The organism is Pseudomonas laurylsulfativorans, from assembly GCF_002906155.1.
Classification (GTDB): Bacteria; Pseudomonadota; Gammaproteobacteria; order Pseudomonadales; family Pseudomonadaceae; genus Aquipseudomonas; species Aquipseudomonas laurylsulfativorans.
The window spans coordinates 26928-43848 of the sequence record NZ_MUJK01000001.1; the positions used below are offsets into that span (position 1 = coordinate 26928).

The following is a 16921-nucleotide window of genomic DNA, read 5'->3' on the forward strand; positions in this document are numbered from 1 at the left end:
CGGAAAAAACGGCGAGCATTTGCGATGACAAAAAATACAACGTTGTGGGACATCAGCCCGTTCTTGAGTACCGAAACACCGACCTGGCCAGGGGATACACCTTTCCAGGAGGAACGCGTCTGGACCTACGGTCCCGAGTGCCCGGTGAATGTCGGACGCATTACCCTGTCGCCGCATACCGGTGCTCACGTCGACGCACCGCTGCATTACAGCGCTGACGGCGCGCCGATTGGCGACGTGGCGTTGGACGTCTATATCGGGCCTTGTCGCGTTTTGCATTGCCTGGACAGCGGTGGATTGGTGCATCCGGAGCAACTGCAAGGGCGTTTGCACGATGTGCCCGAGCGAGTACTGCTGCGAACCTATCGCCAGGCACCGCTGACGGCCTGGGATTCAGGGTTCACGGCCGTTGCCAGGGAAACCATCGACTTGCTGGCGAGCCTGGGTGTGCGTTTGATTGGCATCGATACGCCGTCACTGGACCCGCAGCAATCCAAGACCATGGATTCACACAGTGCCGTGGCCCGCCATCACATGGCGATCCTTGAAGGCATCGTGCTGGACGATGTCCCGGAAGGCGATTATGAGTTGATCGCCTTGCCGCTGCGGTTTGCGCATCTGGACGCCAGCCCGGTCAGGGCGATTCTGCGGCCGTTGAGTGCGTTACAACGCGGCTAACCCCTTCTGTAAACCCGAAGTGGACGCCGGAACTGGCGCCCACTTCGGGTGAGGGGTGTCAGGTATTACTTTCGGTGAATTTTTCGTAGTACAGGTGCACGCTCTCCGGTGCCTGGGCCTGCAGCCAGGTCTTGATCGACTCAACCATCGGCGGTGGCCCGCAGACGTACATATCGACCTCACCATCGCGCAGTTCAGCGGCGTCGAAGTGCTCGGCAATGTAGCCGCGCTTGCCAGCCCAGTGCGGCGACGGATCGCTGACCACCTCGGTGTAGCGAAACCCCGGGATGCGTTGTGCATAGGCCTGGATGCGCGCCTGTTCGCACAGGTCGGCCGCATCGCGCACACCGTAGTACAAGTGCACGGGTTGCTCGCAGCCGCGTTCGGCCAGTTCGTCGAGCATGCCCAGCAAGGCGGAAAGGCCGGTGCCACCGGCCACCAGGATCAGCGGCCTGGTGACGTGTCGCAGATAAAACGCGCCCAGCGGTGCCTCCAGGGCGATCTGGTCGCCCACCTGGCAGCGCTCGCGGATGTAGTTGCTCATCACCCCATCGGGCAGCAGGCGAATCAGGAACTGCAACTGATTACTGACGCTTGGCCGATTGGCGAACGAGTAAGAGCGCTTGTTCCCGGTACCTGGAATCAGCAGCCGGGCGTACTGCCCCGGCAGGAAGTCCAGTGATTGTCCGACCTGGCCCAGGTCCAGGTGCAGGTGCAGGATCGCGGTGCTCTCCGACACCTGTTGGACGGCGCTGACCGTTGCCGTGCGTTGATCGGGGCCGGCGGCATTGCACAGGCTGGAGGCGAAGTCGAAGTAGAACGCCGCGTCGGATTTGACCCGCGTCTGGCAGGTGAGCATTTTGCGTTGTTGCAGGTCCTGGCTGGAGAGGGCTTCCTCATCCACGTAGTCCTGGCTGTAATCGCCTGACTCGCAGCGTCCCTGGCAGGTTCCGCAGACGCCTTCGCGGCAGTCCAGGGGAATGTTGATGCCATTGCGCAGGGCGGCGTCGAGCAGGATTTCGTTCGGTTGTACGGGAAAGAACAGCGTTTTGCCGTCGGCAAAGCTGAACGCGACTTTATGGTTCATGCCCCGGTCTCCTTGGATTCAGAGGTGGTAGAAATCGAGTACCGAGTTGATGGTGTCGTTGAGCAGCAGCACATGCTTGCGGGTGATCAACCAGCTATCGGCGTGGGGCTTGAGGTGATAGGTCGCACGGCCAAAAAACTGCTCGGATGTCGCCAGGCGGTAATACAACGTCTGCCAGTTCAGGCGCACCTCCAGTTCACCGTTTGGCTGCGCGTCGATACGCACGTTGTTGATCTGATGCAGGGTGCGCGGCATCGGCGTCGAGGAGGCGGACTTGCCGGTGCGCAGGCGGAACACGCGGTCTTCCAGGCCTGAGCGATTGGGGTAGTAGATCAGCGACATTTCGCGCTTGGGGTCGCGGGTGTAGACGTGTTCGGAGTCCCATTGCGGCAAGTGGAACTCGCTGTGCTCGGCGAACAGCTGGAGGTAGGCGTCCCAATCCTGGGCGTCGCACAGTTCGGCTTTGCGATAGAAAAACTGTTCGACCTGGTACTGCAATTGCGCATTCATCATTGCACCTCACGGAGTTTCAGGGATTTGGCGTCCAGGCCATCGAGCAGGAATTGCTGCCAGTTGCGGTGCTGGTTGACGTAAAGCCCTTCGTGGGTGAATTCGGTGCCGGTCATGGCCGGGGCAATGCCGATTGCTTCGCTATTGGGCGTGGCGCCAGTGGCCCAGCGATGACTGCCGCGGGAAATATCGCTCCAGCGTTCCAGGCGCGCCTGGAAACCGCGCTGGGCTTCACGGAACTCCACCAGGTCATCCGGTGTGCCCAGGCCCGAGACGTTGAAGAAGTCCTCGAACTGGCGAATGCGGTTTTCGCGGTCGGCATCGGACTCTCCCTTGACGCCGATGCATTGGCTGACGATTTCGGTCTTGTTCCACGCCACCGGGCGGATGATGCGCAATTGCGAGCTGATCTGATCGAGGAAAAACAGGCTCGGATAGATGTTCAGGTTACGCAGGCGATGCATCATCCACTCGGCCTTTTGCTGGCCGTGTTCTTCGATCAGGCGCGGCATGATCGTCGCGTAGCCGGAGCGCACCGAAGGGTTGGGCATGTCGCTGAACAGCAGGCTGTGGCCATTATCGAACGCGAACCAGCCGTCATCGGTATTGGCATCGCCGGCGCCGAGCTTGCTGTAGTCGAGGGTGCCGCTGGCGGCGGTGCCGTTTTCGCTGTTGACCTGCTGGCGATGTTGCACCGTGGCCACGTAGTTATAGTGCACGGTGCTGACGTGATAACCATCGAGGCCGTTTTCGTTTTGCAGCTTCCAGTTGCCGTCGTAGGTGTAGGCCGACTTGCCGGGCAGTACCTCCAGCTCCCCGGTCGGCGACTGGGCGACCATCATGTCGAAGAACACCCGGGCATCGCCGAGGAAGTCTTCCAGGCTGTTGTCGGCGGTGACGTCGAGGCTGATGAAAACGAAGCCCTTGTAGCTTTGGATGCGCGCCTTCTTCAGGCCGCGTGTGGCTTTGTCGAAGCCTTCCGGGTACTCGCCAGGGGCCTTGACCTTGACCAAGCGGCCGTCGCTTTTGTAGCACCAGGCATGGAAGGGGCAGGTGAAGGTCGACTGATTGCCCTTGCCGACGCGGGTCAGCGTCGTGCCGCGATGCTGGCAGGCATTGATCAGTGCATTGAGCTGGCCATCACCGTCGCGGGTGATGATCATCGGCTGGCGGCCGGCGCGCATCGTCACGAAGTCGTGGTTGTTGGCCAGTTCGCTTTCGTGGCAGGCGTAGATCCAGTTTTTCTCGAAGATCAGTTCCATCTCCAGGTCGAACAACTGCGGCTCGGTGAAGATGTCCCTGGCGATGCGGAAGACGCCTTCTGCCGGGCGGAAATCCAGGCAGCTCTGGACAAACGCTTTCCACTGCTCGACGTTTTTTTCGCCACTCATGGTGTGCACCTTTTTTATTGGGCTAATCGGTGTGCTCATTAGAGAAGCGGGGCGGGTGGCGGTCTATCCGATAAGTTGGCGAAGGCAGTCCGTAAAATTGGGGGGGGCGGGTAACAGCCTGTTGGGCAGCGATGACACAAATTGCGCACCAGGTGATAAACGGCTGCACCTGATTGCGCCAATCGGATACTGTTTTGCAATGCGTCGAGTGCGCATCGAGTGTTTTTCCGGCTTTGCCAGCCATGCTTTATCCGCATAGTTGCCGATCACTATCCGTTAAGTGGGCGCTGGCTTTTTATGGCGTGGAAGTTGCTCCTTTCCCGTCTGGTACGCGCCGTCAGAGCGCGCAGGGCAACATTCCGTGAGTGCACCGTGATGAGTAGCAAAGTTGATCCGCAGTTTCGCGACATTCGTGTCGACAGCGATGACCTCGAGGCCGCCAGAAGCTGGATGTCCGGTATCTGCGGCCCCCATCGACTGGTGAGCGCGACCCCGGAACGGATCCGCTTTCATCACAGCGCCAACATGTTCAAATCGATGGCCACCACCCTGGGCACTATCGAATACGGGACCGATGTCACCATCGATATCGAAGACGCCGAGCACTTCAGCAGTTACAGCCTGAGCTTGCCGCTGGTGGGCCAGCAAGAGCTGAGCAAGGATGGCAGCGTGATCAGGTCCGACCGCGATCAAGGGGTCATCGTTTCGCCCAATGAAAACCAACTGCTGGCGATTTCCGGTGACTGTCGCAAGGTTCAGGTGGTGATTACCCGAAGTGCGATGAGCGAAGCGCTGGAGGGGATGTTGCAACGGCCTCTGGACGTACCGCTGCGCTTTGAGCCGGTGATGGATGCGATCGATGGGGCATCGGCGTCCTGGTGGCGCATGGCGCGTTATTTCATCGATGAGCTGGAGCGCAGCAGCGAACTCTTCGAGCAAGTGGCCTTCACCCGGGACATCGAAAGCTCACTGATCAAAGGCTTGATCCTCGCCCAGCCCAACAACTATTCGCAGGAGCTGCGCGACGCGCTGGGCGTGAAGTTGCCGCACTACTTGATCAGGGCTCGACAGTACATCCATGACAACGCCCGCGAAGCGTTGCACCTGGAGGACATCGAGGCCGCTGCCGGCGTTTCGCGCTTCAAGCTGTTCGATGCGTTCAAGAAGTACTTCGCCATGTCGCCGATGGTCTACCTGAAAAAGTACCGCTTGAACGCCGTGCGCCAGGAGATTCTTGAGCACGGATCGGCACGCAATATTTCCGGGATCGCCATGGGCTGGGGGTTCATGCACCTGGGGCGTTTTTCCAGCGAGTACCGCAAGCTGTTCGACGAAACGCCGAGCATGACCTTGCAACGCAACGAAGCCCGGCGCCTGTGGTAATGCTGTTCACTTAAGATATAGAGCAAACAATAAGCAGCCTGTGGCGAGGGAGCTTGCTCCCGTTGGACTGCGCAGCAGTCCCATTTTTAGGGCCGCTTCGCGCCCCAGCGGGAGCAAGCTCCCTCGCCACAGGTTTTTCACTGGCTCAAGATGCTCTTGAGTGAGCAGCAATGGGCGCCAGCGGCCTTATTTGCGTACCACCAGATCCAGCAACTCTTCGCGCTCCTTGATCTTTTGCAGGACGATTTCCGAACGTATATCGGTAACGCCGGCGGTGCGGTTGAGGTGATTGACGATGAAATCCGAGAAGTGTTTGAGGTTGCGGGCCTGGACCCGCAACACATAGTTGCTCGCCCCGGTGATGACGTACGCGGTGACCACTTCCGGCCACTGCTGAACCTTCTTGATGAAGGTCTCGTGCCAGTCCTCGACGTCCTGTCGCAGCGACACATGAACGATGGCTTCCAGTTCAATGCCCAGCCGCTCGGCGTTCAGCACCGCGCGATAGCCGGTGATGATTCCTTCGCTTTCCAGCAGGCGCAACCGGCGCAGGCAGGCCGAGGGTGACAAGGCGACTTTCTCCGCCAGTTCCTGATTGCTGATACGGCCATCCTGTTGCAATTGATGCAGGATTCGCAGGTCTGTCGAGTCAAGATTCATGGTTTGAATAAATCCGCGTTTATTGGGCTTTGATTCGAATAATCTGCGAGATAACTACTATAGCGCTGCTCACTTTGCACGAAAATTCTGTAAAGGTTCGTTCATTATCTCCTCATCGAAAGGCAAGCGAATGGCCTTGATTCAAGGCGTCCCGAGGGCGCCGCATAACAAAAAACAGGACACCCAATGACCACAAGAAACGATTGTCTGGCGCTTGATGCCCAGGACACGCTGGCGCACCTGCGTCAGCAGTTTGCGCTCCCTGAGGGCGTTATCTATCTCGATGGCAACTCCCTGGGCGCGCGGCCGGTCGCCGCATTGGCGCGGGCTCAAGCGGTGGTCGCCGAGGAGTGGGGCAATGGCTTGATCCGCAGCTGGAACAGTGCAGGTTGGCGCGAGCTGTCCGAACGTCTGGGCAACCGTTTGGCGGGTTTGATCGGGGCAGGGGACGGTGAAGTCGTAGTGACCGATACCACTTCGATCAACCTGTTCAAAGTGCTGAGCGCTGCTTTGCGCGTACAGGCCACCAGGTCGCCGCAGCGACGAGTGATCGTCAGCGAATCCAGCAATTTCCCCACCGACCTGTACATCGCCGAAGGCCTCGCGCAAATGCTGCAACAGGGTTACACCCTGCGCCTGGTCGACAGTCCTGAACAGTTACCGCAAGCCATTGACCAGGACACGGCAGTGGTCATGCTCACCCACGTCAATTACAAAACCGGCTACATGCACGACATGCAAGCCCTGACCGCGCTGACCCACGAATGTGGCGCGCTGGCGATTTGGGACCTGGCCCATTCCGCGGGCGCGGTACCGGTCGACCTGCATCAGGCGGGTGCCGATTACGCCATCGGCTGCACCTACAAGTACCTCAACGGCGGGCCGGGTTCGCAAGCCTTTGTCTGGGTGTCGCCGCAGTTGTGCGATCTGGTGCCGCAGCCGCTCTCCGGTTGGTTCGGCCATTCGCGGCAGTTCGCCATGGAGTCGCATTACGCGCCGAGCAGCGGCATCGCACGCTACCTGTGCGGCACCCAGCCGATTACCTCTCTGGCGATGGTCGAGTGCGGCCTGGACGTGTTCGCCCAGACCGACATGGCCAGCTTGCGCCGCAAATCCCTGGCCCTGACTGACTTGTTCATCGATTTGGTCGAGCAGCGTTGCGCGGCTCACGAACTGAAGCTGATCACCCCGCGTGAGCATGCCAGACGAGGCAGTCACGTCAGCTTCGAACACCCCGAAGGTTATGCGGTGATCCAGGCCCTGATCGACCGTGGCGTGATCGGTGACTACCGCGAGCCACGCATCATGCGCTTCGGTTTTACCCCGCTGTACACGACCTTCACCGAAGTCTGGGATGCCGTACAGATTCTCGGCGAGATCCTCGACCAGAACACCTGGTCACAAGCGCGATACCAGGTTCGCCACAGCGTGACCTGAACCTTCCGGCGTGCTGGTCCAGCCGCGGGCATTTTCCCGCGGCGGGCTTTCGCTCGCCCATACACCAGTTCTGCAAACACAATAATAAGGAGCACGCAGAATGAAACTGTCCCTCTGGCCCGCCTTGCCGCTCGCCATTTCAAGTTGTCTTGGACAAATGGCCTGTGCTGCCACTGACAACGGGTTTGTCGAAGACAGCAGCCTGACCCTGACCAACCGCAACTTTTATTTCTACCGCAACAACCTCAACAACCCGGGCGGTCAGAACTATCGGGACGAATGGGCCCACGGGATCATGCTCGATTACCGCTCCGGCTACACCCAGGGAACGGTGGGGTTCGGGGTCGATGCCTATGCGCAGTTGGGCATCAAGCTCGACAGTGGCAAAGGCCGCACGGGCACGGGTTTGCTGCCTGTCGATTCCGATGGCAATCCCGAGGATGAATATTCTGAAGCCGGTGGTGCGGTGAAGGCGCGGATTTCGCAGACCGAGCTCAAGTACGGCAACCTGACACCGCTCAATCCGGTATTCGGCACCGGCAATGCGCGACTGTTCACCAGCGTCGCCACCGGCTTTCAGTTGACCAGCAATGAGCTCAAGGCATTGCAACTGGACATTGGCCACTTCACTGCTGGCAACGACAACAATTCGACCAATGCCGATGGCGCGCTTAAAGCGCTGTACGCCGGGGTGGAAACCCGCAGCGTCGACTACCTCGGCGGCAGCTATGCGCTGAGCGATCAGTTGAGTGTCAGCCTCTACGGTTCGCAGTTCACCGACATCTGGCGGCAGTACTACGGCAACGCCAACTACACCTCTGTACTGGGCGAAGGCCAGTCGCTGAACCTGGATTTCAATCTCTACCGCACCAACGATACCGGCGATAGCCTGGCCGGCAGGATTGACAACACCACCTGGTCGCTGGCCACCGCGTACACATTCGGCGCCCATCGCCTGACCCTGGCGTACCAGCGGGTCGATGGCGACGAGCCGTTCGATTACCTGGGCTTCGACCGGCAGCCAGGCACGTCGATCTTTCTCGCCAACTCGATTCAGGTACTCGACTTCAACGCCCCCAACGAGCGCTCATGGCAACTGCGTTATGACCTGGACATGGCGCCGTTCGGCATCCCGGGCCTGAGCTTCATGTCGCGCTACGTCAGTGGCGACCACATCGACGACAGCCATTACGACGGCGGACCCAATGGCGCCTATGGGCGTTATGGCGATGACGGCAAGCGCTGGGAGCGCGACATCGAGGCGCGCTACGTCGTGCAATCGGGCAAGGCCAGGGACCTGTCGTTGCGCATACGCCAGGCGAGTGTGCGTTCCACCGCGCAAGTCGCCCGCGCCGACACCACCGACAACAACGAAGTGCGCGTCATCATCGAGTATCCACTGAGTATTTTCTGATCCGTGTCCTGCTGTGCGTGGCTGATCCCCACCGTTAAACCCACGACGTGCTCTTCAAGAAAGACAACATCCAGAGGACATAAAAATGACCGATAACGCCGGTTTCGAAACGATATCCAACCGTGAACACGGCCTGCGGCGTCAGCTGACGTCGGGGCAGATGAGCATGATCGCCATTGGTGGTGCGATTGGCACCGGGCTGTTCATGGGTAGCGCCTATGCCATCGGTTATGCCGGGCCGAGCGTGCTGCTCAGCTATGGGATTGGCGCAATCATCACCTTGCTGCTGATGGGCTGCCTGGCGGAAATGACCGTGGCCCATTCGACCTCGGGTTCGTTCGGTGCCTACGCCGAATTTTATGTCAGCCCGCTGGCCGGGTTCCTGGTGCGCTATGCCTATTGGGCGGCGATTGTGCTGGCGGTCGGCACGGAAGTGACGGCGGTGGCGATGTACATGAAGTACTGGTTTGCCAACGTGCCGGAGTGGATCTGGATCGTCTCGTTCTCCAGCGTATTGATCGTGCTCAATGCCATCAGCGTGAAGACCTTCGGCACCTTCGAGTACTGGTTCTCGACCATCAAGATCGGCGCGATCGTCGGCTTCATCATCCTGGCGGTGTACGTGGTGTTCGGTTCCGGCAACCCGGAATACGGCGTGCACAATTACACCGCTCACGGCGGCTTCTTCCCCAATGGTTTGCAAGGGATGTGGATAGCGGTGATCGTGTCGATCTTCAGCTACCTGAGCGTGGAGATGATCGCGGTGGCTGCCGGTGAGGCGAAAGACCCAGAGCAAGCGGTAAAGAAAGCCTTTCGCGGGACCATCGTGCGATTGGTGGTGTTCTACCTGCTGACCCTGGCGTTGATGCTGGCGATCGTGCCTTGGGTCCAGGCCGGTCATGCCCAGAGTCCGTTCGTCACGGTGATGCAAGCCATCGGCATTCCCGGCGCCACCGGTGTGATGAATTTCGTGATCCTGATTGCGGCGTTGTCAGCGATGAACAGCCAGCTGTACATCACCACGCGCATGATGTTCAGCCTGTCGCGTGCCGGCTATGCGCCAAAATCCATGGGTGTGTTGAGCAAGACCGGGATCCCGTTGAACGCACTGTTGCTCTCCAGTTCGGGTATCGCCCTGGCGACGTTGCTCAACATCCTGTACCCGGAAAGTTCGTTCACCCTGATGATGGCGATCTCGATGTTCGGCGCGATCTTTACCTGGTTCATGATCTTCCTCACGCACTACTGCTTCCGTCGTTTTCACGAACGTAATGGCAACCGCAAACTGTCGTTCCGCATGCGTCTGTTTCCCTACAGCACCTTGCTGGGGTTAGTCCTGATGGGGGCGGTGATGATCACGACCTACTTCACTGAAGCCTTCAAGATGACCCTGGTGTTCGGTGTGCCGTTCCTGCTGGTGCTGTCGATTGTCTACGGTGTTTTCTTCAGGAAAACCAGGGCCGTTGCGGCGTTGAGTCCGCTGCCCAAGGGCTAGGCTGAAGGGGGCCCCGCTGTAGCGTAATGCTGTTCAGTTAAGGACTCTGTAGGAGCGAGCATGCTCGCGATGGACTCAAGAGCGCAGCGTTTAGTCAGTAAACACGCGTTATCTTTAACGACCATCGCGAGCAAGCTCGCTCCCACAGAGGCGATCGAGTCCGGGGCAGGGGAGTTGATTGATAGACGGTCTGCTATTCACCGATTGGCTGATCCAGATTAATGCCCGCTCGAATATCTGTTGACCTGACTGTCTCGTACCAACAGACTTTTCGTCTTTTGTGTACTTCTAAAGGTCCGTCTGATGCGTAAATCATTCACTGTCGTTGCATTAAGCCTGCTTGTATCGCAGTACTCCCTTGCCGGCGAAGCCACCAACACAGCTATCGGTGGCGGTGTCGGCGGCGCCCTTGGCAGCGTGGTCGGTCAGGCTGTGGGAGGTAGCACTGGCGCTGCGATCGGAGCCGGCGTAGGTGGCGCAGCCGGCGGTGCAATGACCGCGAAGAGTGGCAAGAAGACCGAATCAGCTATTGGCGGAGGTCTCGGAGCAGCGGGTGGTCAGGTCATCGGCAGCAGTGTCGGTGGTTCCACCGGTGGCCTGATCGGCGCTGGTCTGGGTGGCGCAGCAGGTGGTGCGATCGGCAACAATATGGCCGATGACAACGACCACCACGATTCCGACTACAAGCATAAGAATAAACACAAGAATAAACACAAGAATAAACATCACGACTGATCGCGGGTGCCGAGACAGAGTATTTGAAAGCTTTGTTTCAACAGGGGAGCGGGCATAACGCTCCCCTATGGGTTACATGAAGTTCACTCCAACCGGACGCAGGCCCCTTTGCGGTGCTGCCTGCGTCGCCCTCACGTCTCGGTGATCACCCGGGGCAGACGCCTGTCGTCCACCCATCCTTCTTCCAGGCCCCAAAGGGGCTATCGATGTTCAGTGGCTTGCACAAAGCCGTCTGTCAGCTTTCTCCTGCGCGGATTGACCCGGAGCCAAAAAGGGCTAACTTACATTGTGTGGGAAAAAATCCCACGCAAAAAAAATTCAAGATCGTCTGTAAGTTTGACGGGTTACTCCCAAGCCGCTCCCGGATCGCAACGCGAACTGCGTTGGTACTGCTCGCGGTAAATCACCAGGAGAATGCACGATGAACACTTACCTGCTTTTCAAGAAAGGTTTACTGGCGCTGGCAATCGGTGGCGTCCTCTCGGCTTCCACCGTTTTGGTACCAGACTCCATTTCCCATGACTCGAGCGCCTATGCCAAGGATGGTGGTGGTGGTGGTGGTGGTGGTGGTGGTGGTGGTGGTGGTGGTGGTGGTGGCAACGGCGGTGGCGGCGGTAACGGCGGCGGTGGCGGCAACGGTGGTGGCGGTGGTGGAAGCCACGGTGGCAACGGCGGTGGCGGCAGCGGCAGTGGAGGCCACGGCGGTGACGGCGGTGGCGGAAGCGGCAGTGGAGGCCACGGTGGTAACAGCGGCGGCAACGGCGGCAACAGTGGCGGCGGTGGCAACAGTGGAAGTGGCGGCAACAGTGGCCATAGCGGCAGCGACCATGGCAGTGGCAATGGGAATTCAGGCCATGCCAGTTCTGGAAACTCGAACTCGGGTCGCAGTGGTACCCATGCAGAACCGGGTGACGACCATGGCGTTCACGTCGGTGGCGAGCCAGGTGACGATCACGGCGTTCACGTCGGCGGTGAGCCAGGTGACGATCATGGCGTTCATGTCGGCGGTGAGCCGGGTGACGACAATGGCGTCCATGCTGGCGGTGAGCCGGGTGACGACAATGGCGTCCATGCTGGCGGCGAACCCGGCGACGACAACAGCCGGACCTGAAGCGGCCTGATGACCTCATACAAAACCCTGCAGAGCGGTTTTGTATGAGGCACGGCAAAAAAGCGCCAGCACTCATGGGATTATTTCCCACGCAGCTATACTGGGGTTAACTGTCCAGGAATGCGCTGAATGCAATCGTCTACCTTGCCCACCTCGCTCCTCAAAGCCCTGCGGCACGTCATGCGGCCGCTGGTGCGCCTGATGCTGCGCAAAGGCGTCACCTATCTGGTGTTTGCCGATCTGCTCAAGGAGGTTTTTGTCGATGTGGCGGACCGTGAGTTCCGTCTGGACGACAAGGCACCCACCGACAGTCGCATCAGCCTGCTTACCGGCGTGCACCGCAAGGACGTACGGCGTTTGCGCAACACCAGCGACCCCGCATCTTCGACGCTTCCAGAAAACATCACCTTCGGTGCGCAACTGGTCAATGCCTGGACCTGCGCACCCTTCTGCAACGACGCCGGCCAGCCACTGCCGCTGCCTCGCTTGGCCAGCGTCGGCGGCGAGCGTTCCTTTGACGCCCTGGTGGCGAAGGTCAGTACGGATATCAGGGCGCGGGTGGTGCTGGACGAGTGGTTGCGCCTGGGGGTCGTGCGCCTTGACGAACAAGAATGCGTGCACCTCGAAGCCCAGGCCTTCGTGCCGCAAAAGGGCTTCGATGAGAAAGCGGCTTACCTGGGGCATAACCTGCACGATCATGCCTGCGCTGCGGTACACAACCTGAGCAGTGAAGGTCCGGCCTTTTTTGAACGCAGCGTCCACTATGACGCACTGACCCCGATGAGCGTCGAGGCGTTGCGCGAGGCCGTTGCCAGCGAGGGGATGCAGGCCCTGTTGAGTTTCAATCGACTCGCCGCCGAGCTGGAATTCCGCGATCTGCCCAGCCTTGAACAGCGCCAGCGCATCACGGTCGGCCTGTACTTCTACACTGAAGCTTCCGATCCCGACTTACCAACGGCTCCCAAGCCATGACCATCAATCTGCACCTGATTCGAGCCGTTGCCCTCACTCTGGGCCTCGGGTTTGCGACTGTGTTGCAAGCCGCCCCAGCCTGCGTGAGCGAGAATGACGCGGGCGCAATTGAGGTACCGGTCATCCAGGCTCCGGGTGGCACCGGCGGTACGGGCGCGGCGCCTGGTGGCATGGGCGGTACCGGCATCAGTACCGACAACGGCGGGGTGGGCGGTACGGGCGCGCCGCTCAAAAAACGCCCTGGCGGCATTGGCGGCACCGGTGCCGTTGCAGGCGGCGTGGGTGGCACGGGCATCAGCAACGACAACGGCGGGATCGGTGGCACCGGCATTGTCGGCACCATCACCGGATTCGCCTCGATCTGCGTCAATGGCGTGGAAGTGCACTTCAACAAAAACGTTCCTGTCAGCGAGAACGGCATTGCCGCCACCAGCACCCGCCTGGCAGTCGGCCAAGTGGTTGCCGTGCAAGCGTTTAATTCCAGCCGTGGTCTGGAGGCCGGGCGCATTTCGATCCTGCACGTCTACGAAGGCCCTTTGACGGCCTTGCCTCGAGCCTCCCTGCCTATGCGTGTCATGGGGCAACCGGTACGCCTGGCCAGCGGCGCCCAAGTCGCTGCCGGTCTGCGTCCGGGTGATCCCGTACGGGTCAGTGGGCTGCGCGATGCCCGTGGTGAAGTGGTGGCCAGCCGCATCGATCGGGCGCCCGGCCTCAAGGAGGCCAGTGCCATCGGCCCGGTGGATCGCAGCGGTTATCTGCAGGGACTCAAACTCAGCAATCACCCAGGGCCGGCGCAGGAAATGCTGGTGCGCGGCCAGTGGTCTGGCCGCGAGCTGGACGTCAGCCAAAGTCGCCCCGACCCGAGCCTGCCCTTCATTGGCCGGGCACACAATGCGGTGATCGAGGGCCTGGTACAGGGCCGGCAGGACCGCCATTTGGTGGTGGGTGGCTTTAATGTGACGCTGGCGCGCGACACCACGTTTGTGGGTGTGCAGTCTTCGGAACTGGCGCTGGATCGACGCGTGCGGGTCATCGGCGTGTTCAGCGGCGCACGGGACATACAGGCCACGCGTATTGAATTGCCCCGCGAGCGCTCCGATTCGCCAGCCAGCAACCAGCACGGGCGAGTTCGAAGCGGCGAGCAAGCGTCCGACGACTCGAGTGGTTCGGGCAACTCGGGCAACTCGAGCGGCTCCAACAGCTCCGGCAACTCGGGGCATTCGGGGAGCTCGGGCAGTGACAGGAGCGGCCGCTCCGAGAACGAGGGCAGCGTTGTCGACGATACTCGTCACGGGGGCAATGACAGCCATGGCGGTAGCGACAATATAGAACGCGTGGATGTGGACAAGTCCGGTAAGTCAGAGCGTATCGAGAAGGTCGATCAATCCGGCAAAGTCGAGAGAGTGGAGAGGGTAGAGAAGGTAGAGAAGGTAGAGAAAGTCGAACGTCCGGAGAAAGTCGAGAAAGTTGATCGGCCAGAAAAGGTTGAGAAGGTCGACAAAGTTGAGCGGCCAGAAAAGGTCGAAAAAGTCGAGAAAGTCGAGAAAGTCGAGAAGGTTGAAAAAGTCGACCGCTCTGGCAAGTCGGGTTAAACAGTGCAGGCATGATGCACTTTTGCCATAAGTCACTAGGCTGTGTAAGTCACGCAACAAAGCATGCGTGTGAACTTCGATGACGCAAGACACGAGGTGAACATGGACCCCAAGCGCATCCTGCTCGTCGGTTGGCTTGCCAGCCTGGCCTTGCCGGCCCTGGCCGATACCTTCTCGACCTCGATCGGAACCGACTACTCTCGGGGCGATTATGGCACTGGCACGACTTCCGAAACCTGGTACGTCCCGCTGGTGGGTAAGTACGAAACCGGTCCCATGACCTACAAGCTCACGGTGCCCTGGCTGCGCATCACCAATCCATCGGTCGGCCCTGACGGTGAGCCGTTGCCCGGCGGGTGCGACAAAGTGGAAAGCGGTTTGGGCGACACTGTCGCCGGTGCCGACTATGCCGTGCTTGACGGCAACATTGGCGGACTGTTCGTGGACCTGATCGGCAAGGTCAAGTTGCCCACCGCCGACGAAGACAAGTGCCTGGGCACCGGCAAAACCGACTATTCCGCCCAGGTCGATGTCGCCAAGGCCTTCGGCCGGGTGACCGGGTTCGCCACCCTGGGCTGGAAAAAATTCGGCGACCCGTCGGGTTCCGACTTCGACAACCCGATATTCGCCGGCCTGGGTTTGGCCATGCCCGTGTTTGCGCGCACTTCGGCGGGGGTGTCCTACGACTGGCGGCAGAAGGTCGTTTCCACGGGCGACCAGATCAAGGAACTCACCCTCTTCCTCACGCATAAGCTCAATCAGAACTGGAAGTTTCAGTTATATGCCGTCAAGGGGTTTTCCGACGCCAGCCCGGATGCCGAGGCTGGGCTGGTATTCACCCACACCTACTGATACCCGCCTGTTTCCCTGCACTGATGCGTTTCACCGCATCGGCCCGGGCCATCGCCTGCGTTAGTCCGGATGTTCGGTCGTTGACACCCGGGCTGACAGAACTAACCTATAGGTGTGGGAATATTTCCCACGCGTAGATGCTGACTGGCTCTGAAGGATCGTTCGGAAAGCGCAGTTGCTCGTTATTGCTGCAGGTTAATGGCCGTGCCGGTTGGCTGGCCGCCCCAATGGGCGGCCGGGAACTCACTGGACATTGCGTTCGATACGGACATGACTACGCAACTCCAAACGGAGGTGCATCATGCTTCTCAAAAAATGTTTGTTGGCCCTGGCAATAGGTGCAGTCCTGTCTGCATCGACTGTGCTGGTGCCCGATGACATCGGTAGTTTCTCCAGCGCGTATGCCAAAGATGGCGGCAGCGGCGGTGGGGGCGGTAACGGAGGCAGTGGCGGTAACGGCGGTAACGGCGGTGGCTCCGGAGGTGGCGGTCACGGTGGTGACGGCGGAGGCGGCCACGGTGGTGGCAGCGGCGCTGGCGGGAACAGTGGTGGTCACGGAGGCGGCAGTGGCTCCGGCAGTGGAGGCTCAGGAGGCTCAGGAGGCTCCGGAGGCGGTGGACACGGTGGTAATGGCGGCGGCGGTAACGCTGGCAGCGGCCATGGCGGTGATGGTGCCGCAGGGCATGGCGGCCCGGGGCGCGGCGACGCTGACAATGGTGGTGTTGCCGGACACACAGGCCAAGGTAATGCACGTGGCAATAATAATGCTGACAACAATGCCGCAGACGCAGCCAGGGACGCTGCCAGAAATGATGCGAATGCAGCCAGGGACACTGCCAAGGCTGATGCAGATGCTGCCCGGGATGCTGCAAGAGCTGACGCAGATGCAACCAGAGATGCCGCCAGGGCTGATGCGGATGCTGCCCGTGACGCCGCAAAAGCTGCTGGCGTAGCCGGTGCGGATGCAACCCGAGATGCAGCCCGGGCCGCCGCAGATGCGGCCAGGGATGCCGCCAAGGCAGACGCGGATGCAGCCAGAGATACAGCCAGGGCTGCCGCGGATGCTACCAGGAACGCCGCCAAAGTAGATGCGAACGCGGCAAGAGAGGCGGCCAAAGCCGAGGCCAGGGCAGCCAGGCAGGATGTGGCGGATGCCCCAGACGCCCCGGATGTAGACGTGCCTGAGGTACAGAACTAGGCCTGTACGCTACGCAACGGCAGGCATACCCGTAGAAAACGTCCCGGCAGTTTGAAGGACGTATAAAAAAAGTCGCAAACCCTGCAGGGTTTGCGACTTCTTTTTGCCATCGTGTTACGCGGTCCGAAACATCGACCGGGACGCGCTACACAGATCAGCCGTTGGTGCTATTGGCTGCCTTGGCCTTGCTTTGAGCTACAGCGGCTTCAGCCTTCTGTTTCTGCGCTACCTGGAAGGCTTCCATCGAAACTTTCCGGGACGCCTCCATGCGATTGAAATTCTTGTCACCACCACCGGTGGCCATCGCCAGGGAAGACACGGTCAGAGCGGCGATTACGAAGAGAGCTTTCATGGATTTCATTTGGGTATCCTCAAGGGAGAAAGTGAGAGTTAGTAAACAGTTAAC

Annotated in this window: 16 protein-coding genes; 11 read left to right on the plus strand and 5 right to left on the minus strand. The window is 60.0% G+C overall.

The genetic code is table 11. From position 1 onward, the window contains the following. Positions 1-24: 24 nt before the first annotated feature. Positions 25-678, plus strand: coding sequence for an arylformamidase (kynB, locus tag B0D71_RS00100; RefSeq protein ID WP_103392913.1), 654 nt, complete (start codon positions 25-27; stop codon positions 676-678). Between the two features lie 58 nt (positions 679-736). Here kynB and antC read toward each other — a convergent pair whose 3' ends face one another. From antC to antA, 3 genes are read right to left on the minus strand one after another with little or no spacing between them, the layout of a single operon-like run. Continuing rightward, positions 737-1765 (minus strand): anthranilate 1,2-dioxygenase electron transfer component AntC, encoded by a 1029-nt coding sequence (gene antC, locus B0D71_RS00105; RefSeq protein ID WP_103392914.1) that lies wholly within the window; start codon positions 1763-1765, stop codon positions 737-739. Between the two features lie 18 nt (positions 1766-1783). Further along, complete coding sequence (antB, locus tag B0D71_RS00110) at positions 1784-2275, minus strand: anthranilate 1,2-dioxygenase small subunit (protein ID WP_103392915.1); 492 nt, start codon at positions 2273-2275, stop codon at positions 1784-1786. Beyond that, complete coding sequence (antA, locus tag B0D71_RS00115) at positions 2275-3666, minus strand: anthranilate 1,2-dioxygenase large subunit (RefSeq protein WP_103392916.1); 1392 nt, start codon at positions 3664-3666, stop codon at positions 2275-2277. The genes antB and antA overlap by 1 nt, the downstream gene beginning before the upstream one ends. Before the next feature lie 375 nt (positions 3667-4041). Here antA and B0D71_RS00120 point away from each other — a divergent pair, with 375 nt between their 5' ends. Beyond that, positions 4042-5049, plus strand: coding sequence for an AraC family transcriptional regulator (locus tag B0D71_RS00120; RefSeq protein ID WP_103392917.1), 1008 nt, complete (start codon positions 4042-4044; stop codon positions 5047-5049). Between the two features lie 186 nt (positions 5050-5235). Here B0D71_RS00120 and B0D71_RS00125 read toward each other — a convergent pair whose 3' ends face one another. Continuing rightward, on the minus strand, positions 5236-5709 hold the full coding sequence (locus tag B0D71_RS00125) for an Lrp/AsnC family transcriptional regulator (protein ID WP_085726294.1): 474 nt from the start codon (positions 5707-5709) through the stop codon (positions 5236-5238). A 186-nt stretch (positions 5710-5895) separates the two neighbouring features. Between B0D71_RS00125 and kynU the strand changes: the two genes are divergently transcribed. The 9 genes from kynU to B0D71_RS31350 all read left to right on the plus strand — a co-directional run bounded on the left by kynU (position 5896) and on the right by B0D71_RS31350 (position 16270). Next, positions 5896-7146 carry a kynureninase gene (gene kynU / locus B0D71_RS00130; protein WP_103392918.1) on the plus strand — a complete coding sequence of 417 codons (1251 nt, stop codon included), beginning with the start codon at positions 5896-5898 and terminating at the stop codon, positions 7144-7146. Between the two features lie 100 nt (positions 7147-7246). Continuing rightward, positions 7247-8560: an OprD family porin gene (locus B0D71_RS00135; protein ID WP_103392919.1), complete on the plus strand. Its 1314-nt coding sequence runs from the start codon at positions 7247-7249 to the stop codon at positions 8558-8560. An 85-nt stretch (positions 8561-8645) separates the two neighbouring features. Further along, complete coding sequence (locus B0D71_RS00140) at positions 8646-10055, plus strand: amino acid permease (RefSeq protein ID WP_103392920.1); 1410 nt, start codon at positions 8646-8648, stop codon at positions 10053-10055. Positions 10056-10358: 303 nt separating this feature from the next. After that, on the plus strand, positions 10359-10790 hold the full coding sequence (locus B0D71_RS00145) for a glycine zipper domain-containing protein (protein ID WP_103392921.1): 432 nt from the start codon (positions 10359-10361) through the stop codon (positions 10788-10790). Between the two features lie 421 nt (positions 10791-11211). After that, on the plus strand, positions 11212-11901 hold the full coding sequence (locus tag B0D71_RS00150) for a hypothetical protein (RefSeq protein WP_420825119.1): 690 nt from the start codon (positions 11212-11214) through the stop codon (positions 11899-11901). 129 nt (positions 11902-12030) lie between these two features. Further along, positions 12031-12873 carry a DUF6502 family protein gene (locus B0D71_RS00155; protein WP_103392922.1) on the plus strand — a complete coding sequence of 281 codons (843 nt, stop codon included), beginning with the start codon at positions 12031-12033 and terminating at the stop codon, positions 12871-12873. Further along, positions 12870-14465: a DUF5666 domain-containing protein gene (locus tag B0D71_RS00160; protein WP_103392923.1), complete on the plus strand. Its 1596-nt coding sequence runs from the start codon at positions 12870-12872 to the stop codon at positions 14463-14465. Before B0D71_RS00155 ends, B0D71_RS00160 begins: the two co-directional genes overlap by 4 nt. Before the next feature lie 102 nt (positions 14466-14567). Next, on the plus strand, positions 14568-15317 hold the full coding sequence (locus B0D71_RS00165) for a hypothetical protein (protein WP_103392924.1): 750 nt from the start codon (positions 14568-14570) through the stop codon (positions 15315-15317). 425 nt (positions 15318-15742) lie between these two features. Then, positions 15743-16270, plus strand: a complete 528-nt coding sequence (locus tag B0D71_RS31350) for a hypothetical protein (protein WP_165798662.1) — start codon at positions 15743-15745, stop codon at positions 16268-16270. Between the two features lie 399 nt (positions 16271-16669). Here B0D71_RS31350 and B0D71_RS00180 read toward each other — a convergent pair whose 3' ends face one another. Next, positions 16670-16876 (minus strand): co-regulatory protein PtrA N-terminal domain-containing protein, encoded by a 207-nt coding sequence (locus B0D71_RS00180; RefSeq protein WP_103392926.1) that lies wholly within the window; start codon positions 16874-16876, stop codon positions 16670-16672. Positions 16877-16921 lie beyond the last annotated feature (45 nt).